Below are 24,926 nucleotides of genomic sequence, written 5' to 3'. Positions count from 1 at the left end.
GAAAACCTATGGGTATGAATAAAAATAGCTGCCAGCGCTTGTGTATCAAGCGCTGGCAGCTATTGTAATGGTAGCGTAGGGCGGCGGTGTGGGGCCTTAGCCGCGGGACACGGCGGCACCCATGCGACCGCGGTACCACTCGTGGAAGTGCTGCATGCCGTCCTCCATGGGGCTCTGGTAGGGGCCGACCTCGTTGTCGCCGCGTTCCATCAGGGCCTTGCGGCCCGCGTCCATGCGCTCGGCGATCTCGTCATCCTCGATGCAGGTTTCCATGTAGGCCGCACGCTGCGCCTCGACGAACTCGCGCTCGAAGGCGACGATTTCCTCGGGGTAGTAGAACTCCACCATGTTCAGCGTCTTGTCCACACCGATCGGGTGCAGCGTGCTGACGGTAAGCACGTGCGGATACCACTCCACCATGATGTGCGGGTAGTAGGTGAGCCAGATCGCGCCGCGCTCGGGCATCTTGCCCTCGCGGTATTTCAGCAGCACCTCGTGCCACTTCTTGTACACGTCGGAGCCCGGCTTGCCGAACGTGGAAGCCACCCCCACGGTTTGCACGGAGTATTCCTTCTGGAACTCCCACTTCAGGTCGTCACAGGTGACGAAGTTGCCCAGGCCCGGATGGAACGGACCCACGTGGTAGTCCTCCAGGTAGACCTCGATGAAGGTCTTCCAGTTGTAGTTGCACTCGTGCAGTTCCACATGGTCGAGCGCATAGCCCTCGAACGACAGCTCACGCCGCGTGCCCATACCGGCCAGGTCGGCGGCGATGTCGCGACCGTTGTCCTCGAACAGCAGGCCGTTCCATTCGCGCAGCTTGTAGTTGTTGAGATTCAGGCAGGGGTCGTGCGCGAAATGCGGCGCGCCCAACAGCTCGCCGCTGGTGGAATACGTCCAGCGGTGAATCGGGCAGACGATGTTGCCGCCCGCATGGCCCTTGCCTTGGGCCTGCAGGTTGCCGCGGCCCTTGAGCATCACTGCCTGGCGGTGCCGGCAGACGTTGGAGATCAGCTCCACCCGCCCCTGGGCATTGCGCACGAGGGCGCGGCCCTCCTTTTCCTGGGGCAGCGCGAAGTAGTCGCCCACCTCGGGGACGGCGAGTTGGTGCCCCACGTAGCGGGGCCCTCGCTGGAAGATCGTCTCCAGTTCGCGCTGCAGCAGCGCTTCGTCGAAATAGCTGGAAACTGGTAGTTGGCTTGCGGCCTGCTGCAGTTGAAGACTTAAATCAGACATGGGTGACCTGACCTAAAGACTCCCCACAGGGAGGGTGCGCGTGCGCACGGGGCTATAGAAAAAACGAAACCGGCCCAGGGAAGTACTCCATAGCCGGTTCGTGGTGAAGGAATGGGATTATAGGTGGTGGGGTTATTTCCGCGGCGGGTGTACGTGTATTGCGCGCGCCTAGCAAGCCGCGTGCGGCGTCCGGGGCGGCGATCTCCCGCCGGCCGCGGGGGCATCCCCGCGGCCTTCGCCGGGCAGGCGCGGGGCCCTGCGCCTAAAATTGGCCGTTTCCACTTGCGCCCTTGGCGCTGCGTCTCCATGGCCAAGGCCCCCGCCGCCCCTTCATCCACCCAGCCCGATCCCGTCAGCTACGAAGCCGCACTGGAAGAGCTTGAACAGCTCGTGGGCCGCATCGAGTCGGGCCAGCTACCGCTGGACCAGATGCTGGCGGGCTACCAGCGGGGCGCGGTGCTGCTGAACTTCTGCCGCGCGCGCCTGGACGCGGTACAGGCCCAAATCAAGGTGCTGGACGAAGGCACGCTGCAGCCATGGACGCAGGAGTGACGCCCGCCATGTCCGCCGTGCCCGTGTTCGACTTCGATGGCTGGATGCGCGCGCAGCTTGCGCGGGTCGAGGACGCCCTGTCCCATTGGGTGTGCCCCGATGCGCCCGCAGGCCTGGGCGAGGCCATGCGCTATGCCGTGCTGGATGGCGGTAAGCGCCTGCGCCCGCTGCTGGTGCTGGCCGCTTGCGAGGCCGTCGGCGGAAACGCGCAGGCCGCCCTGCGCGCCGCCTGCGCGGTGGAGCTGATCCACGCCTATTCGCTGGTGCATGACGACATGCCCTGTATGGACAACGATGTGATGCGCCGTGGCAAGGCCACGGTGCATGTGCGCTTTGGCGAAGCGCGTGCACTGCTGGCGGGCGACGCACTGCAGGCGCTGGCGTTTGAGCTGCTCACACCCGAGGAGGGGGTACCGCCGGCCATGCAGGCGCGGCTGTGCCGTGAGTTGGCCCGCGCCGCGGGCGCCGACGGCATGGCCGGCGGGCAGGCCATCGACCTGGCCAGCGTGGGCCTGCAGTTGTCTGAAGACCAGTTGCGTCAGATGCACCGCCTGAAGACGGGCGCGCTGCTGCAGGCCAGCGTGGTGATGGGCGCGGTCTGCGGCCAGACCCCGGAGGGCACGCTGCGCGCGCTGAGCGACTACGGCGCAGCCATGGGGCTGGCCTTCCAGGTGGTGGACGACGTGCTGGACGTGACCCAGGACTCCGCCACACTGGGCAAGACCGCCGGCAAGGACGCCGCGTGCGACAAGCCGACCTATGTCTCGCTGATGGGGCTGGAGGCCGCGCGCGCGCATGCCGAAGCCCTGCGCGCGCAGGCACTGGCGGCGTTGGCCGCCAGCGGCCTGACCGACACGCGGGCGTTGGCGGCGTTGGCCGACATGGTGGTGCGCCGTTCGCATTGATGATGGGCAAGGCTGCGCATGGCGGGGCTGGTGTCTTTTTATGAATCAAATTGGCCTCTAGCGCTTGTTCATCAAGCGCTAACAGCTACTAAAAACATAGCATATGTCCACGACGAACTATCCGCTGCTTGAGCGCGTGAACGATCCCGCCGACCTGCGCCGGCTGCCCCGTGCCGAGCTCAAGGCGCTGGCTACGGAGCTGCGCGCCTTCGTGCTGGAGAGCGTGTCCAAGACCGGCGGGCATCTGTCGTCCAACCTGGGCACGGTGGAGCTGACCGTGGCGCTGCACGCCGTGTTCGACACGCCGCGCGACCGGCTGGTGTGGGACGTGGGCCACCAGACCTACCCGCACAAGATCCTGACCGGGCGGCGCGACCGCATGCCCTCGCTGCGCCAGCTGGGCGGCCTGTCGGGCTTTCCGCAGCGCGCCGAGAGCGAATACGACACCTTTGGCACCGCGCACTCGTCCACCAGCATCTCCGCGGCGCTGGGCATGGCGCTGGCGGCCAAGCAGCGCGGCGACGAACGCCGCTGTGTAGCCATCATCGGCGACGGCGCCATGACCGCCGGCATGGCCTTCGAGGCGCTGAATAACGCCGGCGTGGCCGACGCCAACCTGCTGGTCATCCTGAACGACAACGACATGAGCATCAGCCCGCCCGTGGGCGCGCTGAACCGCTACCTGGCGCAGCTCATGAGCGGACAGTTCTACGCCAAGGCGCGCGACGTGGGCAAGAGCGTGCTCAAGAACGCGCCGCCGCTGCTGGAGCTGGCCAAGCGCCTGGAGCAGCAGGCCAAGGGCATGGTGGTGCCGGCCACGCTGTTCGAGAAGTTCGGCTTCAACTACATCGGCCCCATTGACGGGCACGACCTGGACTCGCTGATTCCTACGCTGGAAAACATCCGCGGCCTCAAGGGCCCGCAGTTCCTGCACGTAGTCACCAAGAAGGGCCAGGGCTACAAGCTGGCCGAGGCCGACCCCGTGGCCTACCACGGCCCGGGCAAGTTCGATCCGCGCGTGGGCCTGGTGAAACCGGCCACGCCGCCCAAGCAGAGCTTCACGCAGGTCTTTGGCCAGTGGCTGTGCGACATGGCCGAGAAGGACGAGCGCCTGGTGGGTATCACGCCCGCCATGCGCGAGGGGTCGGGCATGGTGGAGTTCCACCAGCGCTTTCCCGAGCGCTACTACGACGTGGGCATCGCCGAGCAGCACGCCGTGACCTTTGCCGCCGGCATGGCGTGCGAGGGGGTGAAGCCGGTGGTGGCGATCTACTCGACCTTCCTGCAGCGCGCCTATGACCAGCTCATCCACGACGTGGCGCTGCAGAACCTGCCCGTGGTGTTTGCCCTGGACCGTGCGGGCCTGGTGGGTGCGGACGGCGCCACGCACGCCGGCGCGTATGACATCGCCTTCGTGCGCTGCATTCCCAACATGAGCATGGCCTGCCCGGCCGACGAGCGCGAATGCCGCCAACTGCTCACCACCGCCTACGAGCAAGACCACCCTGTGGCCGTGCGTTACCCGCGCGGCGCGGGCGTGGGCGTGGCGCCGCTGCCCGATCTGGAGGGGCTGCCCTTCGGCAAGGGCGAGGTGCGCCGCAAGGGCCGGCGCATTGCCATCCTGGCTTTCGGCACGCTGCTGTACCCGGCGCTGCAGGCGGCCGAGGCGCTGGACGCTACGGTGGTGAACATGCGCTGGGCCAAGCCGCTGGATACGCAGCTGCTGCTTCAGGTGGCAGCGGAGCACGATGCGCTGGTCACCGTCGAGGAGGGCTGCATCATGGGCGGCGCCGGCAGTGCCGTGGCCGAGGCGCTGGCCGCCGCAGGCGTGCAGCGCCCCTTGCTGCAACTGGGCCTGCCCGACGCGTTCATCGAGCATGGCGACCCGGCCAAGCTGCTGGCCCTGCAGGGGCTGGACGCCGCTGGCATGCAGCGCTCCATCACCGAGCGCTTCGGCGCATTGCCGGGCGCGCAGGCGCTGGCAGCGGCCTGACGCGCTTTCCTTCCCTTCACAACAATGCAGTCATCCCGCGGCAGCGTGCCGCTGGGATGCGTCGCGGCGCCTGTGCAGCCCATCGCGGAGGCCTGCGCTGCTCCTTGCCCGGCCGAGTAATACGCGCCATTCGCGGATTTTTCAGGGGAAACCCGCAACGGGGCCGGCAACCCACGTTTTTACAATTTACCTCCGCTCATCGGCGGGATTCAGCGGCGCGTACACTCAACCGCGTTACTGTTTGTTTGCTTCATCATTTCGGAGAATTTGTCCATGGATCGTCGCTCAATCATCAAGCAGGCCGGTTTGGCTGGCGTACTCGCAGCCGGGGTTGCACCCGCAGTGCATGCCCAGGCCGCCGTTCGCTGGCGCCTTGCCTCCAGCTTCCCCAAGTCGCTGGACACGATCTTTGGCAGTGCAGAAAAATTGTCCCAGGCCGTCAAGGCGATGTCGGGCGGCAAGTTTGAAATCTCCGTGCACCCCGCCGGCGAGCTGATGCCCGCGTTTGGCGTGGTGGATGCGCTGCAGGGCGACACCATCGATATGGCCCAGACGGCCGCCTACTACTTCACCGGCAAGGACCCCGTGTTCGCCTTCAGCTGCGCTGTGCCCTTCGGCCTGACCACGCTGCAGATGGCAGCCTGGAAGGACCACGGCAACGGCCGCAAGTACCTGGATGCCTTCTTCGAGAAGTACAACTTCAAGACCGCCAGCGCCGGCAACACCACCACCCAGATGGGCGGCTGGTACCGCAAGGAAATCAAGACCGTCGCTGACCTCAAGGGCCTGAAGATGCGCCTGGGCGGCGGCGTGTTCGGCGAGGCCATGGCCAAGCTGGGCGTGGTGGCGCAGAACATGCCCGCCGGTGACGTGTACCAGGCGCTCGAGAAGGGCACGCTGGACGCCGTGGAGTTCGTTGGCCCGTACGACGATGAAAAGCTGGGCTTCAACAAGGTGGCGCCGTACTACTACTATCCCGGCTGGTGGGAAGGCTCCGCTGACCTGGAGTTCTTCATCAACATCAAGAAGTACAACGCCCTGTCGCCCGAGCACAAGGCGATCCTGGACGCAGCCACCCGCGTGGCCGCTGCCGACATGACCGCCAAGTACCAGGTGTTCAATCCGCGCGCCATCAAGAACCTGGTGGCCAACAAGACGCAACTCAAGGCGTTCCCCAAGGCGATCATGGACGCCGGCTTCAAGGCGTCGATGGAAGTGTTTGCCGAGCACGAGGCCAAGTCGCCCGAGTTCAAGAAGATCCACCAGGACATGCGCGCCTTCCAGCGTGACCAGATCCTGTGGAACCGCTTCTCGGAGTTCCCGTTCAACCAGTACATGAACAGTGTGAAGATCTGATCGCGTGGCGGGCTGCTGCCCTTGCGGCGGCGGCTTGCGACCAATCCAACGAGGCCGCAGTTCCCTGCGGCTTTTTTGTTGCCCGCGCAAACTAAAAAAGCCCCGGCGTACCGGGGCTTTTTAGTGGGGTTGAGACGGCTTACTTGCTGCCCGAGCCCATGGCGTCCTGCAGCGCCTTGGCTGGGTCGTCCGAGCCGTAGCCGCCGTCGGCAGGGGGCGCCAACTCGCCCTCCGGTGCCGGTGCCGGTGCCTGCTCGGCGTCTGGAGCGGGCTGCGATGCGAACGGGTCGTTGCCTGGGGCCCCGTAGCTCTCCGCATCCTGGAGCGCATCCATCATTTGCGCGCCCACCGCTTCCATGTTCACTTCCACCTTTTTGTCCAGGCTGCCCGTCACCAGGGACGGGAAGGCGATGAGCAGGCTCACCATGATCAGCTGGATCAGGACGAAGGGAATGGCGCCCTTGTAGATCTGCATGGTGGTCACGGGCTGGATGGCCTTGTGCGTCACCCGGTCGATGTAGGGCTTGTCCGGGGCCACCGAGCGCAGGAAGAACAGCGCGAAGCCGAAAGGCGGGTGCATGAACGAGGTCTGCATGTTCATCGCCAGCAGCACGCCGAACCAGATCAGATCGATGCCCATCTTGTCGGCGACGGGTCCCAGCAGCGGCACCACGATGAAGGACAGCTCGAAGTAGTCCAGGAAGAACGCCAGAAAGAAGATCATGAGGTTCACCACGATCAGGAAGCCCACCTGTCCGCCGGGCAGGCTGGCCAGCAGGTGCTCCACCCACTTCGGTCCGTCGGCCGCCTGGAACACCAGGCTGAACGTGGTGGCGCCGATCATGATGAACATCACGAAGCTGGCCAGGCGCGTAGTGGCGCCCAGCGCCTGCTTGAGCAGGGGCATGTCCAGGCGCCGGCGCGCGAAGCCCATGACCAGCGCCGCCATGGCACCCATGGCGCCGCCTTCGGTCGGTGTGGCAATGCCCAGGAAGATGGTGCCCAGCACCAGGAAGATCAGCAGCAGTGGCGGAATCAGCACGAAGGTCACGCGCTCGGCCAGGCGAGAGAGCATGCCCAGCTTGAGCACGCGGTTGATGCTCGCGATGACGAACGCGATGAAGGTGCCGCCGCACATGGCGGTGACGACCTTCTCATCGGTCGGCACGTCCAGCACTTCGGTGCCTGTCCACCACGTATGCACGTCGGCCATGTGAGCGGCCAGGAAGATCGATGCTGCCGTGGAGATGCCCATCACGACGGCCAGCGAGGCATAGCCGGAGCTGCCATTGTCTTCACGGTAGATGCGCGCCTCGGGTGGCAGGGCGGGTACGGACTGGGGCTTGAAGATGGCCAGGATGACCACCCACAGCACGTAGAGGCCGACGAGGATGAAGGCGGGCACGAATGCGCCCTTGTACATCTCGCCCACGCTGCGGCCGAGCTGGTCGGCCATCAGGATCAGCACCAGTGATGGGGGAATGATCTGGGCCAGGGTGCCGGATGCGGCAATCACACCGCTGGCGAGCCGCCGGTCGTAGCCGTAGCGCAGCATGATGGGCAGCGAGATCAGGCCCATGGAGATCACCGAGGCCGCCACCACACCGGTGGTGGCCGCCAGCAGCGCGCCCACGAAAACCACCGCCAGCGCCAGGCCGCCGCGCAAAGGGCCGAACACCTGGCCCACCGTGTCGAGCAGGTCCTCAGCCATACCACTGCGCTCCATGATCAGGCCCATGAGCGTGAAGAAGGGCACCGCCAGCAGCGTGTCGTTGGCCATGATGCCGATCAGGCGCTGCGGCAGCCAGGCCATCACGGACGAAGGAAAGACCCCCAACTCGATCCCCAGGAAGCCGAACAGCAGGCCGCAGGCGCCCAGGCTGAACGCCACGGGGAAGCCCAGCAGCAGGAAGATGATCAGGCCCCCGAACATGACGGGGGCGTAATTGCTTGTGATGAATTCCATGAAATGCTTTCCTGGGGCAGATCAGCGTTGCGCGGCGGGAGCGGCGGACAGGGCCTGCTCCTGCTTTCTCTCAGCTTCGGCGCGCAGCGCCTCGGCCAGTTCTTCTTCAGCGCTCTTGTCGCTGAGCTTGCCCATGGGATCGGGCCCCTGGCCACGCAGGAAAGCGATGCGCTTGATGAGTTCGGACCAGCCCTGCAGCATCAGCAGCGTGATACCGACGGGAATCGCCACCCATACGGGCCAGCGGATCAGGCCGCCAGGATTGCCGGACACTTCACCCGACTGGTACATCTGGATCACGACCGGCATGGTCAGGTACAGGATGGTGATGCATAGCGGGGTGAGAAAGAGCGCAAAGCCGACGATGTCGATCCACACCTGCACCTTCTTGGGCAAGCGGCTGTTGACCACGTCGATGCGCACGTGCTCGCGGTTGAGCAGCGTCCAGCCGGCGGCGATCAGGAAAGACCATGCGAACAGGTACCACTGCACTTCCAGAAAGGCGTTGGAACTCGTGTCGAACGCCTTGCGCACGATGGCGTTGGCGGCACTGATGAAAGTGGATGCGAAGATGAGCCAGATTGAATACTTGCCCACGAACGCGTTGAGCCTGTCGATGGCCCGCGACAGTGAAAGTAAAGCCTGCATGGTGTCTCCAAGAAGATGGCTGGGTGCGCGTGTCTGTCCGCACGCGGGGTGGGGCATGGGCCAGATCGATTTGCAGAACGCTGACGCTGCCGTCGGTAGGCAGGGCACGGTCGGCGGCGCCGCGCACACGTTCTTACAAAGGTGACATTCTACGAAGTCACGCAGCCTCGCCAGGTAAAGGGTTTAGCCTGCCCCCGCAGGGGGAGGAGCGTTGCGCTGCTATGAAAATGGGAGAAACCGGCGCACGCAATAGCGCAGGCGGTCCACGCGCTGCCGCACGAAGGGCGACGCACCGCCCGTGCGTCGCCAGGGGGGATCGGGGCTTTCAGTCGCCCATGACCACGCCTTCGCGCCGCGGGTCCGCTCCGCCCAGCCACATGGGTTTGCCATGCACTTCGCTGCGCGTAATGGCCTGCAGGCCACTGGTCATGTTCATCTCGCGCACTTCCGCGCCGCGTGCGCGCAGGTTGTCGATCGTGGTGGAGGTGAAGCGCTTTTCCTCCAGCAGGGTGGGGCCGTTGAGGTTGCCGAAGTTGGGCAGATTGATCGCCTGCTGCGGCGTCAGGCCCCAGTTGAAGATCCCGTAGATCGTCTTGGCGGTGTAGTGGATGATGAGCGCGCCGCCCGGGCTGCCTCCGCTCATCAGCAGGCGCCCGGACGCCTTGTCAAACACCAGTGTGGGCGCCATGGACGAGCGGGGGCGCTTGCCCGGCTCGACGCGGTTGGCGATGGGGCGGCCCTGGGCGTCGCGCGGCGCAAAGCTGAAGTCGGTCAGTTCGTTGTTGAGTAGGAAGCCCCCGCTGCGCGCGCTGCTGGTGCTGACCATTTGGCGGGAGCCGAACTGGTCTTCGATGGTGGTGGTCATGGCGACGGCATTGCCCCGGGCATCGACGACGCTGATGTGGCTGGTGCCGTACTCCGGCTGGTCGGGCATGGGCGCCATGCTGGTCTGCGCCCCGCCGGGGGTTCCGGGCCGGGCTACCTTCATGCTTTGCGGCTGGATGAGGCGTGCGCGGCTGGCGAGGTAGGCCGGGTCCAGCAGGCTCATCCAGCTGCCGGCAGGGGGGCGCACGAAATCGGGGTCGGCCACGTATTGCGCGCGGTCGGCGAAGGCCAGGCGGGCGGCTTCGTTGTACAGATAGAGCCAGTCGGCCGTGGGCAGCGGGCCCAGCGGGTCGGCGGAACCTTGGGGGCCCTCCTGCAACGGCATGGTCGTGGCATCGGTGTTCTTCAGGATGCCCAGGATCTGCGCCACGGCAATGGCGCCGGAACTGGGCGGCGGAAAGCCGCAGACGCGATAGGCTTTAGCGCCAATCTGGTAGTCGGAGCACAGGGCCTCCCGTTTCTTGGGCTGGTAGCCTGCCAAGTCGGCCAGGCTGAGCCCGCCGGGATTGCCTGCGTGGCCCTGAACCTTGGCCACGATGGCCTGGGCCACTTCCCCTTCAAGCAGCGCCTTGGAGCCGTTCCTGGCAATGGCACGCAGCACGCTCGCCAGCTCAGGATTCTTGAGCGTGTGCCCCACGGGCCAGGGTTGGCCGGCGGCATCGAAGAAATAGGCGCGCGCCACCGGGTCCTGCGCGAGGAACTTCTCATTGGCCAGCAAGGTGTGCAGGCGCGCACTGACCTTGAAGCCCTGTTGCGCCAACTGGATGGCGGGCTCGAACAGTGTGGCCCAGGCAAGCTTGCCGTGTTCCTTGTGGGCCTGCTCCAGCATGCGCACCGTACCCGGCACGCCGACCGAGCGCCCGCCCACCACAGCGTCATGGAAGGCCATGGGCTTGCCATTGGCGCCAATGAACAGGTTCTCCGTGGCGGCCGCGGGGGCGGTCTCGCGCCCGTCGTAGGCCTCGACCTTGCTGCCAGCCGCGTGCAGCAGGAACGCGCCGCCGCCGATGCCACTGGACTGCGGTTCCACGAGGGTAAGCACCATCTGTACCGCGATGGCCGCATCCAGCGCCGAGCCGCCTGCCTTCAGCACCTGGTAGCCGGCGTCGGTCGCCAGCGGATTGGCGGCTGCCACCGCGAAGCGCTCGGTAGCCCAGCCGGGCTTCTCCGTGTAGCCGGAAGAGCCCTCGGGCTGTTGCGGCACCTGGTAGTGGAATGCGGCGGGGGGGCTGGAGCAGGCCGCCAGCGTCACCACCGCGAGGGCGGCGACGACAGAGGCGGTCATACGTTGGGCGCGCAGGTACGGTCGCATCGGGGTCTCCTTGGTGGTGGCGTGATCCGGGCCATCGTACTGGGCAGGAAGGTCACACGCTCCCGCTGTTACATGCTGGTACGCTGCTGTTGGCAGGTGGTGGATAAGTGTCATGCAGGATGGCGAAAATGGTTACGTTTTGACATACTCCGCGCACCCACTGGATCACGGCGCACCACGCGCCTGTGACGCATCTTGCACCGACCCCCGAAGCACGGGGCTGATGGAGGTTTCCTTGAAAAGCTCCCCCGACGTGTGGCTGGTCGCTCGGCCCCTTGGCAGGCATGACGGCCATGCCTGAGCGCAAGGAACGGCTGGCTGTTCTGCGCGATTCGCTGCGCGACCCCCAGGGCCGGTGGTTGCGGGGCGCCGTATGGGTGCTCGTGCTGGCGGCGCTGGGTGCCTGGCTGGCAGTGGAAGCGGTCGCGCTGGTGCGCTCGGAACAGCGCCAACACGAACGCAATCAGCTGCTGGAAGGCATGGAGCAGACGCTGCTGGGCGAGAGCAGCAACGGCCCGCTGCTGGGGATGGTTACCTTGCTTGGCTTGAGTGAGCCGTCACTCAAGGCTGCCGCGCAGGGCTTTCTGCCCTACGATGCGCCGCCGGTGCTGGCGCGCCTGGGCGTCATCCGCGGCCGCTTCATGGTGGATGGCGCCTACGTGATCGCGCGCGACGGCACGGTGGTAGCGCATGACACCGCCGGCAACCGCACGACCGGTGCGCAGCTGGGACATCGGCCCTATTTTCAGCAGGCCTTGCAGGGCAATGCGTCCGTATATGCCGCCCTGGGCGGCACGTCGCAGGAGCGCGGCCTCTATTACGCAGCGCCGCTGTATGAGAGCGATACCCCGTCCAGTCCCATCATCGGTGTGGTTACCGTCAAGGTGGGATTCTCCCATTTCGACCGCCTGCTCACGCGGGCGGGGCATCCCGTGCTGCTGATGTCGCCGCAGGGCGTGGTGTTCTCTTCCACCCGTCCGGAGTGGCTCTACGCGATGACCGCGCCCCTGACGCAGGAACGCATCGACGCGGTGCGCAGCACGCGCCAGTTTGGCAGCCGTTTCGACAACGGGCTGGTGTCGGCCCTGCCGTTTTCCACCGATTCCCGCGAAGCGCTGATCGACGGCGTGCGCTATGCCGTGGGCCGCCGCGCCGTGGACTGGAAGGACCCTGCGGGCCCCTGGCAGCTGGTGTTGCTGGACGACAAGCGCCATCATGCCCATGGGGTTGCGCTGGATGGTGGGAGGGGTCGCATTCGCGCTCTTTGCGCTCGTGGGTGCCATGGCGCTGGATGCGCTGCGCAACCGGCGCCGCCTGGCGGAGGGCATGCAGCGCTTTTCGGTGCTGGGCGCGGCACTGGAGAACAGCCCCATTTCCATCGTCATCACCGATGCGGAAGGGGTGATCGCGTGGGTCAATCCCCAGTACGAACGCAGCACCGGCTATACGCTGGGCGAAGTGCGCGGGCGCAAGCCATCGATAGCCGCCAGCGAACACACGCCCGCCGGTACTTACCGGGACATGTGGAGCCGGTTGCTGGCCGGCCATTCCTGGCGCGGACGCTTCGTGAACCGGCGCCGGGACGGCACCCTGTACCACGAGGAAGCCACGCTGTCGCCGGTGTTCGACGCCAAGGGCCGGCGCATCGCGATCGTGGGGCTGCTGCAGGACGTGACCGCGCGCATCGAGGCCGCGCAAGAGCTGGAGCGGCGTGAACGCCGCCTGAGCGAACTGCTGGAACAACAGACAGCGCTTTTTGACAACGCGCCGCCCATCGTGCTCGTCTGCGACGGGCAGATACGGCAGTTCAACCGCGCCCTGGCGGAACTGCTGCACTCCTCGGACGATGCCCTGGCGGGAACCCCGGTACAGGAGCTGTTCGCAGGCGAGGCCGGCTACGGCGCCTTCACCGCACGGACCGTTCCCATGCTTCTGGCCGGTGGCTCGGTGCGCGAGCAGGCCGTGCTGCGGCGTCCGGACGGCACGTCGTTCACGGCGCGCATGGCGGGCCGCGGGCTGAAGATGGAAGGCGTGCAGATCGCATCGCTGTGGGTGATCGAGGACGTGACCGAGGCGCAGCGCGCCGAGGCTGCCACGCGCGAAGCCAACGCGCGGCTGGAGCTGGCGCAGGAGGCGGGGCACATCGGCGTGTTCGACTACAACTTGCTGACGCAGCGCATGGTGTGGTCGCTCCAGCTGGAGCAGCTGTATGGCGCGGCGTCGCTGCCGGCGCAAAAGGACGGGCATGCCGCAGAGGCCGTTCCAGGCGTGGATGGATGTGATCCATCCCGAAGACCGTGCGCGCGTGCAAGGCCTGCTGGCGCAGGCACAGGCCGGCCAGGGCGGCGGCCGTCTGCGCGATTCCTGGCGCATCGTGCGCGCCGATGGCAGTACGCGCTGGATCCTGTGCACCGCGCGCGTGGTGCGCGACGAAGCAGGACAGGCCGCGCGCATCATCGGCGTGCAGGTGGATGTGCATGACCAGAAGATGTTGGAGGCGCGCGTGGCCGAGCAGCTCGCCTTCCAGCAGGCGCTGATCGATGCCATTCCGGTACCGCTCTTCTACAAAGACGCGCAGGGGCGCTACCTGGGTTTCAACCGGGCCTATGTCCAGGCCTTCGACATCCATACGGAAGACTTCATCGGCAAGACGGTGCTGGACCTGGAGTTCCTGCCCATGCTGGAGCGCGAACGCCTGCATGCGGATACCGAGGCCGCGCTGCGGGGCGCGCAGTCCGTGCACCGCGAGGTGGCCATGCCGTATGCCGATGGACTGGTGCACCACACGATGTTCTGGCTGCATGGGTTCAACCGCCCGGACGGCTCGGCGGGCGGAGTCATCGGCACCTTCGTGGACGTCTCCGACCGCCAGCGCGCCGAAGTGGAACTGCGCCGCGCCAAGGAACTGGCCGAGGAGACGGCGGCGCTCAAGTCGCGTTTCCTGGCCAACATGAGCCATGAGATCCGCACGCCGCTCAACGCGATCATCGGCATGTCGCACCTGGCCCTCAAGTCGGGGCTGGATGCGCGCCAAAGCGGCTACGTGGTGCGCATGCAGCAGGCGGGCCAGCATCTGCTGGGCGTGATCAACGACATCCTGGACTTCTCCAAGATCGAGGCCGGCAAGCTCGTGGTGGAGCGCAGCCCCTTCGCGCTGGATCGTATGCTGGAAGGCGTGGCCGACGTGGTGGGCTTCAAGGCGGCGGCCAAGGGGCTGGAGCTGGTGCTGGACGTGGCCCCCGACGTGCCGCAGCACTTGGTGGGCGACGCGTTGCGCCTGGGGCAGATCCTCATCAACTTTGCCAATAACGCCGTTCAGTTCACCGAGCAAGGAGAGATCCATCTGCTGGTGCGGCTGGAGCGCGACGAGGGCGCGCGCGTGCTGCTGCGCTTCGAGGTGCGCGACACGGGCATCGGCATCGCGCCGCAGCAGATGCAGCGCCTGTTCCAGAGCTTCGAGCAGGCCGATACCTCCACCACCCGCCGCTACGGCGGCACAGGCCTGGGCCTGGCGATCAGCAAGAGCCTGGCCGAACTCATGGGCGGCGAAGTGGGCGTGCGCAGCGAACCAGGGCAGGGCTCGGCCTTCTGGATCATCGTGCCGCTGGTGCGGGGCGAGCCGCTGCCCCGTGCGCTGTTGCGCAGCGATTGGCGTGGCAGCCGGGTGCTGGTGGTGGACGACAACCACACCGCCGCCCAGGTGCTGGTGGACATGCTGCAGACCATGGGCCTTCAGGCCACGCAGGTGCACTCGGGCGTGCAGGCGCTGCAGGCACTGCGCGACGCGGTGGCCGAGCAGCGTCCCTACGGCCTGCTGCTGCTGGATTGGCACATGCCGGGGATGGACGGGATCGAGTTGGCGCGCCGCATTCGCGGGCTGGGCCTTGCGCATATCCCGCAGATGCTGATGGTTACGGCGCACGGGCGCGACGAGGTGATGGACGCAGCGCGCAGCGCGGGGATCGACAACGTGCTCGTCAAGCCGGTGAGCGCGTCGGTGCTGTTCGACACGCTCATGCAGCCGCTGGCCCAGGCGTGGGACGTGCATCCGCTGCCGCGGTCTGCGTCTGGCGCCGCACCCGCCGTGCTGCGCGGTGCGGTGGTGCTGCTGGTGGAAGACAACGAGCTCAACCAGATCGTGGCGCAGGAACTGCTGCGCGATGCGGGCATGCAGGTGGATGTGGCGTCCAACGGCCAGGAGGCCATCGCATGCATCGACCGGCGCCGGTACGACGCGGTGCTCATGGACATGCAGATGCCCGTGATGGATGGCGAAACGGCCACGCGGCAACTGCGTGCCGACCCACGCCACGCCGGCCTGCCGATCATCGCCATGACTGCCAATGCCATGCAGGCCGACCGGGAGCGCTGCTTTGCCGCGGGCATGAACGACCACGTGCCCAAGCCCATCGACCCCGACGTGCTGTGGGCCACGCTGGTGCGCTGGCTGTCGCCGCGCCCCGAGGCGGCGTCGCAGTCGCCCGCGCCCCCGGCGGACGCGCCGCTGGCACCTGCATTCGCGCCTGCCCTGCCACAGGGCGTGCCGGGTCTGGATACCGCGCTGGGCCTGAAGCGGGCTTCGGGTAAGCCGGGGCTGTACGCCGAACTGTTGCAGCGCTTCGCGCTGAGCCAGAGTGACGTCGTCCAGAACCTGCAGGCGGCCATACAGGCGGAGGACTGGGCACTGGCCGAGCGCACCGCGCACACGCTGCGCTCGGTGGCCGCCAACCTCGGTGCGCAGCCGGTGTCGCGGCATGCGCAGGCACTGGAGCAGGCGCTGCGCTCTCAGGCGCCGGCAGAAACGCTCCAGCCCCTGCTGGCGGCCCTGGCAGAGCATATGGCGCCTTTGCTGCAGGCGTTGGGTGCCTGGACCCGGCAGGCCCCGGGCGCGGGCGCTCGCGAGGCCACCGTGCCGCCGCAGACGCCCGCCCAGCTGCTGCGCGGGCTGCGCACGCTGCTGCGCGCGGACGACCCGGCCGCAGGCGACTACCTCCAGCGCAACGCGGCTGGGCTGGCCGACTTGCTGGGTGCGGACTTCGATGCGCTGGAGCGCAGCGTGCGCAGCTTTGCCTATGACGACGCGCTGCGGCGGCTGGAGGCATGCCCGGCGGCCCCGGCGGAATGACGCCCCATCCCACCAACTCTTTGGCAGGACTTCCCATGGATCAGCAACGCTACGTGAACGCCGCTCCGGACCGCCTGGTCGACAAGCCCATCGCCACCGTGCTGGTAGTGGACGACACGCCCGACAACCTGACGCTCATGGCCGGACTGCTGCAGGGGCTTTACCGCGTCAAGGTGGCGGCCAGCGGTGAGAAGGCCCTGGTAATCGCGCAGTCCGACGCTCCGCCCGACCTGCTGCTGCTGGACATCATGATGCCCGGCATCGACGGCTACGAGGTCTGCCGGCGCCTCAAGGCCAACGAGGCCACGCGCCACATTCCGGTGATCTTTCTCACCGCGCGCTCCGATCCCGACGACGAGCGCGAAGGCCTGGCGCTGGGGGCGGTGGACTACATCACCAAGCCCATCAGCCCCTCCATCCTGCTGGCGCGCGTGGCCACGCACCTGGCGCTCAAGGCCACGGCCGACTTCCTGCGCGACAAGAGCGCCTACCTGGAGCGCGAGGTGGCGATGCGCACGCTGGAGGTGCAGGCGATCCAGGACGTGACCATCATGGCCATGACTTCTCTGGCCGAGACGCGCGACAACGAGACCGGCAACCACATCCGCCGCACGCAGCTGTACGTCAAGGCCCTGGCTGAGCGTCTGCGCCACCACCCGCGCTTCGAGGCGGCCTTGAACGACCGCATGATCGACCTGCTGTACAAGTCGGCGCCGCTGCACGACATCGGCAAGATCGGCATCCCCGACAGCATCCTGCTCAAGCCGGGCAAGCTCACGGTGGAGGAGTTCGAGATCATGAAGACCCACACCACGCTGGGGCGCAAGGCCATCGAGGATGCCGAGCAGCGCCTGGGCATGCGCGTGGCCTTCCTCAGCGTGTCCAAGGAGATCGCGTACAGCCACCAGGAGAAGTGGGACGGATCGGGCTACCCCGAAGGCCTCAAGGGCGACGCCATTCCCGTGTCTGCGCGCCTGATGGCCGTGGCCGACGTGTATGACGCACTCATCAGCAAGCGCGTGTACAAGCCGGCGTTCTCCCACGAACAGGCCTGCACCATCATCCTCAAGGGGCGGGGCACGCACTTCGACCCGGACATGGTGGATGCGTTCGTGGAACTGGCCGACGACTTCCGCGGCATCGCACAGCGTTACCCCGATCCCCATTGAAGTGCTGCCGCAGTTCAAATAAAAATAGCTGCCATGGCGCTTGCAGCAAGCGCGGGCAGCTATTGTTTTATGAGTGTGAGGATTACGGCGCTGCCGTGGGCCGGGTCTGGGTGTCCTCCGCGGCGCTGTCCGGTGCGGTGGGCGTGGCGTCGTCTGGCGACTGCGCGGCCGCCCCGTCGTCGGCCACGCCAGCGACTTCCGTGACCTCGGCGGCCTGGCGCACTGCGGCCTTGTCGCCCGCGCTGGCGAACTTGCTGTATTTGCCCAGCAGAGTCACCAGCTGGCCATAGATGCGTGGCGCGCCGGCCAGGCATTCGCGCTGCTCCATGTAGTCGGCCTCGCCCGTGAAGTTGCCCACCAAACCGCCGGCCTCGGTCACCAGCAGACCGCCCGCGGCCACGTCCCAGATCGACAGGCCGCTCTCGAAGAAGCCGTCCGTGTAGCCGGCGGCCACATAGGCCAGGTCCAGCGCGGCAGCGCCGGGGCGGCGCAGGCCCGCGGTGCGGGGCATCACCTCGGCCATCATGTTCAGGTATTGCTTGAAGTTGTCGCCGGGGCGGAAAGGGAAGCCCGTGGAGATCAGGCATTCGCCCAGGCGCGTGCGCTTGCTCACGCGGATGCGGCGCTCGTTCAGGAAGGCGCCGCGCCCGCGCGTGGCGGTGAAAAGGTCGTTGCGCGAGGGGTCGTACACCACGGCCTGCTCGACCTTGCCGCGCACGGCCAGGGCGATGCTCACGCAGTACACGGGAAAGCCGTGGATGAAATTGGTGGTGCCGTCCAGCGGGTCGATGATCCAGACGTATTCGGAATGCTTGGAGCCATGCTCCGAACCCGATTCCTCGGCCAGGATGCCGTGGCCGGGGTAGGCGGTGAGCAGCGTCTCGATGATGGCCTGCTCGGCGGCATGGTCCACCTCGGTCACGAAGTCGTTGATCTGCTTTTGCGAAATACGCACGGCCTCCACGTCAAGGGCCGCGCGGTTGATGATGGCGCCGGCGGCGCGAGCGGCCTTGATGGCCACGTTGAGCATGGGGTGCAGATTGGACGACATTGGATTGTGACGAAGGAGCGGGGCGGCTCGTGGCCGCGGGGCGCGCAGCCGGCGATGCGGGCGCAAAACGGGCATTTTACCCATCACCCTCCGGGCTTGCACGCGCGGGCCTTCGGGCGCTTTGCAGCAGCGGCGACAATGGCAGGCTTGCTCCCGAGTCACTTCGCGCCATGAGAACCCGCTTCATCCTGATCCAGACCAGCCATGCCGGCAACGTGGGCGCCACGGCCCGCGCCATGAAGACCATGGGTTTCGATGACCTGGTGCTGGTCGCACCGCGCTGGCCCAACGTGCTGCGCAAGGAGGAGACCATCCAGCGGGCCAGCGGCGCGCTGGACGTGCTGGCCCATGCCCGCATCGTCGCCACGCTGGACGAGGCGCTGGAGGGCGTGAGCCACCTGTGTGCCACGGCGATGACGCCGCGCGACTTCGGCCCGCCCACGCGCACGCCGCGCCAGCATTTCGAGATGCTATTGAATAATGAGCTGTCAGCGCTTGATGGCAAAGCGCCAGGGGCCGATTTGGCTAGAAACCCGTCGCCGGAAACCGGCGTGGCCTTCCTGTTCGGCTCCGAGCGTTTTGGCATGGCCAACGAGGATGTGTACCGCTGCCATGTGGCGCTGAGCATTCCCACCAATCCGCAGTTCGGCTCGCTCAACCTGGGCGCGGCGGTACAGGTCATCGCCTATGAATGGCGGCAGGCCCTCGCCACCCGTGGGGAGGGCTTTGCGGTGCAGGAGTCCGCCCCTCAGGGCGAGCGCGCGGACGCCGCGCAGGTGGCCGGCATGCTGGCGCACTGGGAGCAGGCGCTCACGGGCATCGGCTTTCTGGACCCGGCCGCGCCCAAGAAGCTCATGCCGCGCTTGAACCAGCTTTTCAACCGCGCGCAACTCACGCAGGAGGAAATCCACATCCTGCGCGGTGTCGCCAAATCCATGCTGCAGGCCACGCAGGCAAACCGCTAGACTGCCAAGCTTCTCGTTACACCATTGCCCTTCATGCTTGCCCGCCTGCGATCCGACGTCCAGTGCATCCTCGAACGCGACCCGGCTGCGCGCAGCACCTGGGAGGTCATTACCTGCTATCCCGGCCTGCACGCCATCTGGCTGCACCGGCCGGCGCACTGGTGCTGGACGAACGGTTTCAAGTGGCTGGGGCGCTTCATCTCGCACTTTGCGCGCTGGTTCACGGGCATCGAGATCCACCCGGGCGCCAAGATCGGCGAGCGGGTTTTCTTCGACCACGCCATGGGGGTGGTGGTGGGCGAGACCGCCGAGATCGGCGACGGCTGCACCATCTACCAGGGCGTGACGCTGGGCGGAACCTCGCTCTACAAGGGCACCAAGCGCCATCCCACGCTGGGCAAGAACGTGGTGGTGAGCGCGGGCGCCAAGGTGCTGGGCGGCTTCGAGGTGGGCGATGGGGCCAAGATCGGCAGCAACGCCGTGGTCATCAAGCCGGTGCCGGCGGGTGCGACGGCCGTGGGCATCCCCGCGCGCATCATTCCGTCCAAGGAAGGCCAGAGCGCTGATGTGACCGAGCCGCACAAGCCCGAGGAGGCCAAGTTCAGCGCCTACGGCGTGACCTCCCTGCAGGACGACCCGCTGACCCAGGCCATGCGCGGCCTGATCGATTCCGCCGCCACGCAGGAGCACCAGATCGCACTGCTGTGGCAGGCCATTGAAAAGCTCTCCAGGTCCACCCCGCAAAGCGGCGGCTGCGTACCCGACGAGGCCGTGCGCTGCGAGCAATTCCAGGCAGCCAAGCTCAACGACATCATTGGCAAGTAAACAATCCATGGAAGTCACCCAGGCCCTGCGTGCGCGCCGCTCGGTGCGCGCCTTCCTGCCCGACGCGCCCCCCGCAGCGACGGTGCAGACGATTCTTCAAGAAGCCGCACAGGCGGCCTCCGGCGGCAATCTGCAGCCCTGGCGCGTGGTGGCCCTCACAGGCGCGCCGTTGCAGGAGTTGTTGGCGGTCGTCGCCCAGGCGCAACCCGAGGAAGGACCGGACAACCAGTCCTACCCGCCGGGCCTGTGGGAGCCCTACCGCACACGCCGCTTCGCCAACGGCGAAGACCTGTACCGCAGCATCGGCATTCCGCGCGAGGACAAGGCCGGGCGCCTGCAGCAGCTGGCCAAGAATGCCGAGTTGTTTGGCGCGCCCGCGGGCATCTTCGTCTGCGTGGATGAGCGCATGGGCCAGCCGCAATGGGCTGATCTGGGGATTTACCTGCAGTCGCTGATGCTGCTGGCGGTGCAGCATGGGCTGGCCACCTGCGCCCAGGGCTTCTGGCGCCGCTATGCCGGCACGCCGCAGCAGCAGCTGGGACTGCCCGAGCCGTACCGCGTGGCCTTTGGCGTGGCGCTGGGCTATGAGGATGCGGCGGCGCCCATCAATACCCTGCGCTCCTCGCGGGCTCCCTGGGCCGAGTGGGGCGAGATGCGCGGGTTCTGAGCCCGAGGAAGGGCCGCCGGGGCCTTTTGTTGGGTGGGTGCTCCTAATTTGGTAGCTGCCAGCGCTTGATGTATAAGCGCTAGCGGCCTATTTCCCCTGATGGGCGTTGGCTCGCCTCAGTGAGGCTTGATGGCGATCTTGAGCACCCCGTCGCGCTGGTGCGCAAACAGGTCGTAGGCCTCCACGATGTCGTCCAGCTTGCGCTGGTGCGTCACCAGCAGCCCCAGGTCCAGGCGGTTGGCGGCGATCACGTTCATCAGGCGGCGCATGCGCTCCTTGCCGCCGGGGCACAGCGCGGTGCGGATGGTGTGGTCGCCCAGGCCGGCAGCGAACTGCGCCAGCGGGATCGACAGATCTTCCGAGTACACCCCCAGGCTGGACAGCGTGCCGCCGGGCTTGAGCACCTTCATGGCCTGGGCGAACGTGGCCTGCGTGCCCAGTGCCTCGATGGAGCCGTCAGCACCCTTGCCGCCGGTGAGCTTCATCACCTCCTCCACCACATCCACGTTGCGGAAGTTCAGCGTCACGTCGGCGCCCATCTTCTTCGCAACCGCCAGGCGGTCGTCGTTGCCGTCCACGGCGATGATGGTGGTGGCACCCAGCAGGCGCGCGCCGGCCGTGGCGCACAGGCCGATGGGACCTTGTGCGAACACCACCACGGTGTCGCCGATCTTGATGTTGGCGTTCTCCGCGCCCTTGAAGCCGGTGGACATGATGTCCGGGCACATCAGCACCTGCTCGTCGGTCAGCCCGTCGGGAATGGGCGCCAGGTTGGCCTGGGCATCGGGCACCAGCACGTACTCGGCCTGGGTGCCGTCGATCAGGTTGCCAAAGCGCCAGCCGGCCGTGGCCTTGTAGCCGTGGCAGCCGCACAGGCCACGCGGCACCAGGTAGCTGCCGTCCTGGCTGGGATAGCCGTCCTGCGCCGCGTAGCTGTTGAAGTTGGGGCAGATGGCGCCGGCGATCACGCGCTGGCCTTCCTGGTAGCCCTGCACGGCGCTGCCCAGTTTCTCGATCACACCCACGGGTTCATGGCCCACGGTCAGGCCCTTGGCCACCGGGTATTCACCCTTGAGGATGTGCACGTCGGTGCCGCAGATGGTGGTGGTGGTGATGCGCACCAGCGCGTCGTTGGGGCCCACGCCGGGAATGGGCTTGTCGGCCAGTTCAATGCGGCCTTTTTCGACGAAGACAGCGGCTTTCATCATGGCGGTCATGCGGGGCTCCTTTGCGGGGTGAAGCCGCTATATTACGCCGGGTACGCGGCGGCGGGGCTACGGTTGAGTGGACTGCTCGGGTATGGCCATGCCCTGTGCCGCGCCCACGGCGTCGTCCACGCTCCAGAACAGCGGAATATGCGTGAGCCCGGCGCGCTGAAGCGCGGCACGCGGGTGGTCCTTGATGCGCGCGAGCAGCAGGGCCAGTCCCCGGCGCGCCAGATGGGCCTGCAACTCCTGCAGGGCCTCCAGCGTGGTCACGTCCATATCGTCGCTGGACTCCACGCTCAGCACCACGGCGCGCACGCCCTGGGCTCCTGCGTGCGTGGCCACGATATGCGCCATGGCCTCGGCATTGGCAAAGAACAGCGGTTCGTCCGGCCGCAGCACCAGCACGCCCGGCGTGCGCTGCGCGTGCGGGTGCAGCTTGAGCGCGACGAAATCATGCGTGCCCGGCAGGCGGCCCAGCTCACTGGCGGCCGGCTGCGCAAAGCGGCGCAGCGCCAGCAGCAGCGAAAGCCCCACCGCGAGCAGCATGCCGAACAGCACGCCCAGCACCAACACCCCTGCCGCGGCGGCCAATGCCATCCAGGCGTCGCCATTCCAGCGCAGCGTGGCCCACAAGGGGCGCGGGCCCAGCTTGTGCGACAGGATGCCGATCACCACCGCACACAGCACCGGCAGCGGCACAAGCGCCAGTGCGCCTTGCGCCAATCCCAGCGCCAACGCAATCGCCGCTGCGGCGACGAGGCCCGTCCAGCGGCTGTGCCCCCCAGCCTCGTAGTTGGCCGACGAAGCCGAGAAGCCTGCGCCCACGGGCAGGCCCTGCAGCAGGCTGCTGCCGATGTTGGCGGCGCCCAGGGCCAGCATCTCGCGCCGCGCGTGCACGCGGTCGCCCGCTTGCAGGGCCAGGGAGCGGGCCGATCCCCACGACTCGGCGAACAGGATCATCATCAGCGCTGGCGCCACCTGGGCGGCGCGCACCCAGTGGTCCCAGTCCAGCCGCGGCCAGCCCCACTGCAGCCCCTGCAGCGTGACAGGCCCCACCAGCACCACGCCGTGTGCCGCCAAAGGCAGCGCCGCGGACAGCGCGATGCCCAGCGCCAGCACCAGCACCGAGGGCTGCACCCAGGCATGCCGCGCCTGGGCGCGCTGTAGCACCAGCCACAGAGCCAGCGCGCCGCAGCCCAGCGCCGGCGTCAGACCCTGTGCGTTGCCGAGCCCGCCCAGCCAGTCCCACAGCAGGCCGGGCGTGTGCGTGCCCTGGGCCGGAACGCCCGTGAGGCCGGGCAGTTGCTTGACGACGATGGTGACCGCGAGCGCCCACGCAAAGCCGCGCAGCACGGGGCGCGAGACGAACGCCGCCAGGAAGTCGGCGCGCGCGAGCGCCGCCACGATGAACAGTCCGCCGGTGACACCGACCAGCGCGAACGCTCCGCCCGTGCCTTCCGCCGCCACGACGGACGCGAAGATCGCCGCGGCCGACGACGTGGCCGAGAGCGTGGCGAAGCGGCTGGTGCCGATGAACGGATAGACGAGCAGCCCGACGAGCGCGGCCACCAGCGCATGGGCCGGCGGTACCCCGGCGATGGCGGCGTACGCCACCGCCTCGGGAACCAGCAGGCCGGCGATGGCCAGGCCGGCCAGGAACGTGTTGCCTGCGCGGGGGCGCGAAGGCGCGGCAGGACGGTCGGTGGGCAGCATGGCACGGCCCCGTGGCGGGGCGGCGCGCTCAGCGCTGGGGGCGCACGGCGGTCTTGGGGCGGAAGGCCTTGCAGACCTCGGGGCGTGTCTCCAGGTAGGGACCGCCGATCAGGTCGATGCAGTAGGGCACGGCGGCGAAGATGCCCGGCACGCGCTGTGCGCCGCTGTCGTCCTTGAGGCCCTCCAGCGTCTCGGCAATCGCCTTGGGCTGGCCCGGCAGGTTGATGATGAGGCTCTCGCCGCGAATCACCGCCACCTGGCGCGACAGGATGGCCGTGGGCACGAACGTCAGCGAGATCTGGCGCATCTGCTCGCCAAAGCCCGGCATCTCCTTGTCGGCCACGGCCAGCGTGGCCTCGGGCGTCACGTCGCGCAGCGCGGGGCCGGTGCCGCCGGTGGTCAGCACCAGGCTGCAACCAGCGTCCACCAGTTCGACCAGCGTGGCGCTGATGCGCTCTTTCTCGTCGGGAATCAGGCGCGGCTCGAAAGCAATCGGGTTGTGCAGCGCGCGCTTGAGCCAGTCGTGCAGGGCGGGCAGGCCCTTGTCTTCGTACGTGCCGCTGCTGGCGCGGTCGCTGATGGAGACGATGCCGATCTTGACCGGCTCGTAGGACGGGGCTTTGTGGGTGTCAGGCATCGTCTTCGCGCTCCTCATGCACGGCCAGGGTGGCCGCTTCGGTCATCTGGTGGCGCACCAGTTGGAACAGTTCGCGGTAGGCACGTCCCTTGCGCGGGGCCTCGCCCTGCGACTGGGCCACCCGGGCCTCATGGTCGGACGGCGCATCCTTGCGCGCTTGGCGAATCAGCGCGCGGATCTGTTGCGTGTCCGTGCGCGGAAACTGCTCCAGCCATGCTGCCAGCGCATTGTCGTCCGCAATGAGGCGGTCGCGCCAGTGCTCGGCCTGGTGCAGTGCCAGCTTCTCGGCGGCGGAGCCGTTGCGCTGCTCGTCCAGCGCGGCGTGGATGGCCGCCACGGTGCCTTCTTCCAGCTTGCGCATGAGCTTGCCCACGAACTGCATCTGCCGGCGCTTGCCCTCGAAGTTGGTGATGCGGCGGGCCTCGGCCAATGCATCCTGGAGCTTTTCGGGCAGGTCCAGGCGCGCGAACAGGTCGCTGCGCAGCGTGAGCAGCTCGGAGCCCAGGTCCTGCAGCGCCTCCATCTCGCGCTTGAGGTCGGTCTTGGTGGCACCGTCGGTGCCTTTGAGTTCGGCCTTGAGCTGCAGGTCCATCTCGCTGCCTTCGGCAACGAAATGGCCCTTCACAAAATAGCCTTTTTTGGGTTTGCGTGACATGGGTGTGCTGGGGGCGGAAACAGGCCCTGCGCGGCGCAGCGGCAATGGCGCCTGCCGC

Annotated in this window: 19 protein-coding genes and 1 pseudogene; 10 read left to right on the top strand and 10 right to left on the bottom strand. The window is 67.3% G+C overall.

The window, feature by feature from the left end; translation table 11 throughout:
• Positions 1 to 96: 96 nt before the first annotated feature.
• The gene (locus BV908_RS04095; protein WP_103737308.1) at positions 97 to 1,236 is read right to left on the bottom strand and encodes an aromatic ring-hydroxylating dioxygenase subunit alpha; all 1,140 of its coding nucleotides are present in this window, start codon (positions 1,234 to 1,236) and stop codon (positions 97 to 99) included.
• Positions 1,237 to 1,542: 306 nt separating this feature from the next.
• Here BV908_RS04095 and xseB point away from each other — a divergent pair, with 306 nt between their 5' ends.
• From xseB to dctP, 4 genes are all read left to right on the top strand, one after another.
• Positions 1,543 to 1,788: an exodeoxyribonuclease VII small subunit gene (gene xseB / locus BV908_RS04090; RefSeq protein WP_103737307.1), complete on the top strand. Its 246-nt coding sequence runs from the start codon at positions 1,543 to 1,545 to the stop codon at positions 1,786 to 1,788.
• A gap of 8 nt (positions 1,789 to 1,796) precedes the next feature.
• Entirely contained in the window at positions 1,797 to 2,693 is an 897-nt protein-coding gene (locus tag BV908_RS04085) for a polyprenyl synthetase family protein (RefSeq protein WP_246867438.1), read from the top strand.
• Positions 2,694 to 2,796: 103 nt separating this feature from the next.
• Positions 2,797 to 4,686 carry a 1-deoxy-D-xylulose-5-phosphate synthase gene (gene dxs, locus BV908_RS04080; RefSeq protein WP_103737305.1) on the top strand — a complete coding sequence of 630 codons (1,890 nt, stop codon included), beginning with the start codon at positions 2,797 to 2,799 and terminating at the stop codon, positions 4,684 to 4,686.
• Between the two features lie 273 nt (positions 4,687 to 4,959).
• On the top strand, positions 4,960 to 6,042 hold the full coding sequence (gene dctP / locus BV908_RS04075; RefSeq protein WP_011804476.1) for a TRAP transporter substrate-binding protein DctP: 1,083 nt from the start codon (positions 4,960 to 4,962) through the stop codon (positions 6,040 to 6,042).
• A 139-nt stretch (positions 6,043 to 6,181) separates the two neighbouring features.
• Here dctP and BV908_RS04070 read toward each other — a convergent pair whose 3' ends face one another.
• The 4 genes from BV908_RS04070 to BV908_RS22705 all read right to left on the bottom strand — a co-directional run bounded on the left by BV908_RS04070 (position 6,182) and on the right by BV908_RS22705 (position 11,587).
• Positions 6,182 to 8,008, bottom strand: a complete 1,827-nt coding sequence (locus BV908_RS04070; RefSeq protein WP_015912686.1) for a TRAP transporter large permease subunit — start codon at positions 8,006 to 8,008, stop codon at positions 6,182 to 6,184.
• 21 nt (positions 8,009 to 8,029) lie between these two features.
• Positions 8,030 to 8,656: a TRAP transporter small permease subunit gene (locus tag BV908_RS04065; protein WP_103737304.1), complete on the bottom strand. Its 627-nt coding sequence runs from the start codon at positions 8,654 to 8,656 to the stop codon at positions 8,030 to 8,032.
• Positions 8,657 to 8,981: 325 nt separating this feature from the next.
• The gene (locus BV908_RS04060; protein ID WP_103737303.1) at positions 8,982 to 10,853 is read right to left on the bottom strand and encodes a gamma-glutamyltransferase family protein; all 1,872 of its coding nucleotides are present in this window, start codon (positions 10,851 to 10,853) and stop codon (positions 8,982 to 8,984) included.
• 557 nt (positions 10,854 to 11,410) lie between these two features.
• Complete coding sequence (locus BV908_RS22705) at positions 11,411 to 11,587, bottom strand: hypothetical protein (RefSeq protein WP_246867437.1); 177 nt, start codon at positions 11,585 to 11,587, stop codon at positions 11,411 to 11,413.
• A gap of 400 nt (positions 11,588 to 11,987) precedes the next feature.
• Between BV908_RS22705 and BV908_RS22700 the strand changes: the two are divergent.
• From BV908_RS22700 to BV908_RS04050, 3 genes and pseudogenes are all read left to right on the top strand, one after another.
• A pseudogene (locus BV908_RS22700) lies at positions 11,988 to 12,887 on the top strand (PAS domain S-box protein); the annotation flags it as partial.
• A gap of 238 nt (positions 12,888 to 13,125) precedes the next feature.
• Positions 13,126 to 15,978, top strand: coding sequence for a response regulator (locus BV908_RS22695; RefSeq protein ID WP_246867436.1), 2,853 nt, complete (start codon positions 13,126 to 13,128; stop codon positions 15,976 to 15,978).
• Between the two features lie 35 nt (positions 15,979 to 16,013).
• The gene (locus BV908_RS04050) at positions 16,014 to 17,147 is read left to right on the top strand and encodes a two-component system response regulator (protein ID WP_103737302.1); all 1,134 of its coding nucleotides are present in this window, start codon (positions 16,014 to 16,016) and stop codon (positions 17,145 to 17,147) included.
• Between the two features lie 82 nt (positions 17,148 to 17,229).
• Here the strand turns inward: BV908_RS04050 and BV908_RS04045 are convergent, their stop codons facing one another.
• On the bottom strand, positions 17,230 to 18,198 hold the full coding sequence (locus BV908_RS04045) for an inositol monophosphatase family protein (protein WP_103737301.1): 969 nt from the start codon (positions 18,196 to 18,198) through the stop codon (positions 17,230 to 17,232).
• A 170-nt stretch (positions 18,199 to 18,368) separates the two neighbouring features.
• On the opposite strand from BV908_RS04045, the gene BV908_RS04040 reads away from it, so the two are divergent.
• From BV908_RS04040 to BV908_RS04030, 3 genes are read left to right on the top strand one after another with little or no spacing between them, the layout of a single operon-like run.
• Entirely contained in the window at positions 18,369 to 19,163 is a 795-nt protein-coding gene (locus BV908_RS04040; protein WP_103737300.1) for an RNA methyltransferase, read from the top strand.
• Between the two features lie 33 nt (positions 19,164 to 19,196).
• Positions 19,197 to 19,988: a serine O-acetyltransferase gene (gene cysE / locus BV908_RS04035; protein ID WP_047349618.1), complete on the top strand. Its 792-nt coding sequence runs from the start codon at positions 19,197 to 19,199 to the stop codon at positions 19,986 to 19,988.
• A gap of 7 nt (positions 19,989 to 19,995) precedes the next feature.
• A complete protein-coding gene (locus tag BV908_RS04030; RefSeq protein ID WP_103737299.1) occupies positions 19,996 to 20,655 on the top strand; it encodes a nitroreductase in 660 nt (219 codons plus the stop codon).
• 116 nt (positions 20,656 to 20,771) lie between these two features.
• On the opposite strand, the gene BV908_RS04025 is transcribed toward BV908_RS04030, so the two are convergent.
• From BV908_RS04025 to yjgA, 4 genes are read right to left on the bottom strand one after another with little or no spacing between them, the layout of a single operon-like run.
• Complete coding sequence (locus tag BV908_RS04025) at positions 20,772 to 21,872, bottom strand: NAD(P)-dependent alcohol dehydrogenase (protein ID WP_058130996.1); 1,101 nt, start codon at positions 21,870 to 21,872, stop codon at positions 20,772 to 20,774.
• Between the two features lie 57 nt (positions 21,873 to 21,929).
• Entirely contained in the window at positions 21,930 to 23,576 is a 1,647-nt protein-coding gene (locus BV908_RS04020; protein ID WP_103737298.1) for a SulP family inorganic anion transporter, read from the bottom strand.
• Positions 23,577 to 23,604: 28 nt separating this feature from the next.
• Positions 23,605 to 24,213 carry a molybdopterin adenylyltransferase gene (gene mog / locus BV908_RS04015; protein ID WP_103737297.1) on the bottom strand — a complete coding sequence of 203 codons (609 nt, stop codon included), beginning with the start codon at positions 24,211 to 24,213 and terminating at the stop codon, positions 23,605 to 23,607.
• Entirely contained in the window at positions 24,206 to 24,868 is a 663-nt protein-coding gene (gene yjgA / locus BV908_RS04010) for a ribosome biogenesis factor YjgA (protein WP_103737296.1), read from the bottom strand. Before yjgA ends, mog begins: the two co-directional genes overlap by 8 nt.
• Between the last annotated feature and the right edge of the window lie 58 nt (positions 24,869 to 24,926).

This window comes from Diaphorobacter sp. LR2014-1 (genome assembly GCF_002916785.1).
In the GTDB taxonomy this organism is placed as follows: domain Bacteria; phylum Pseudomonadota; class Gammaproteobacteria; order Burkholderiales; family Burkholderiaceae_C; genus Diaphorobacter; species Diaphorobacter nitroreducens.
The sequence above is the reverse complement of the archived record's forward strand: the minus strand, read 5'-3'. Positions and strand labels throughout refer to the sequence as shown.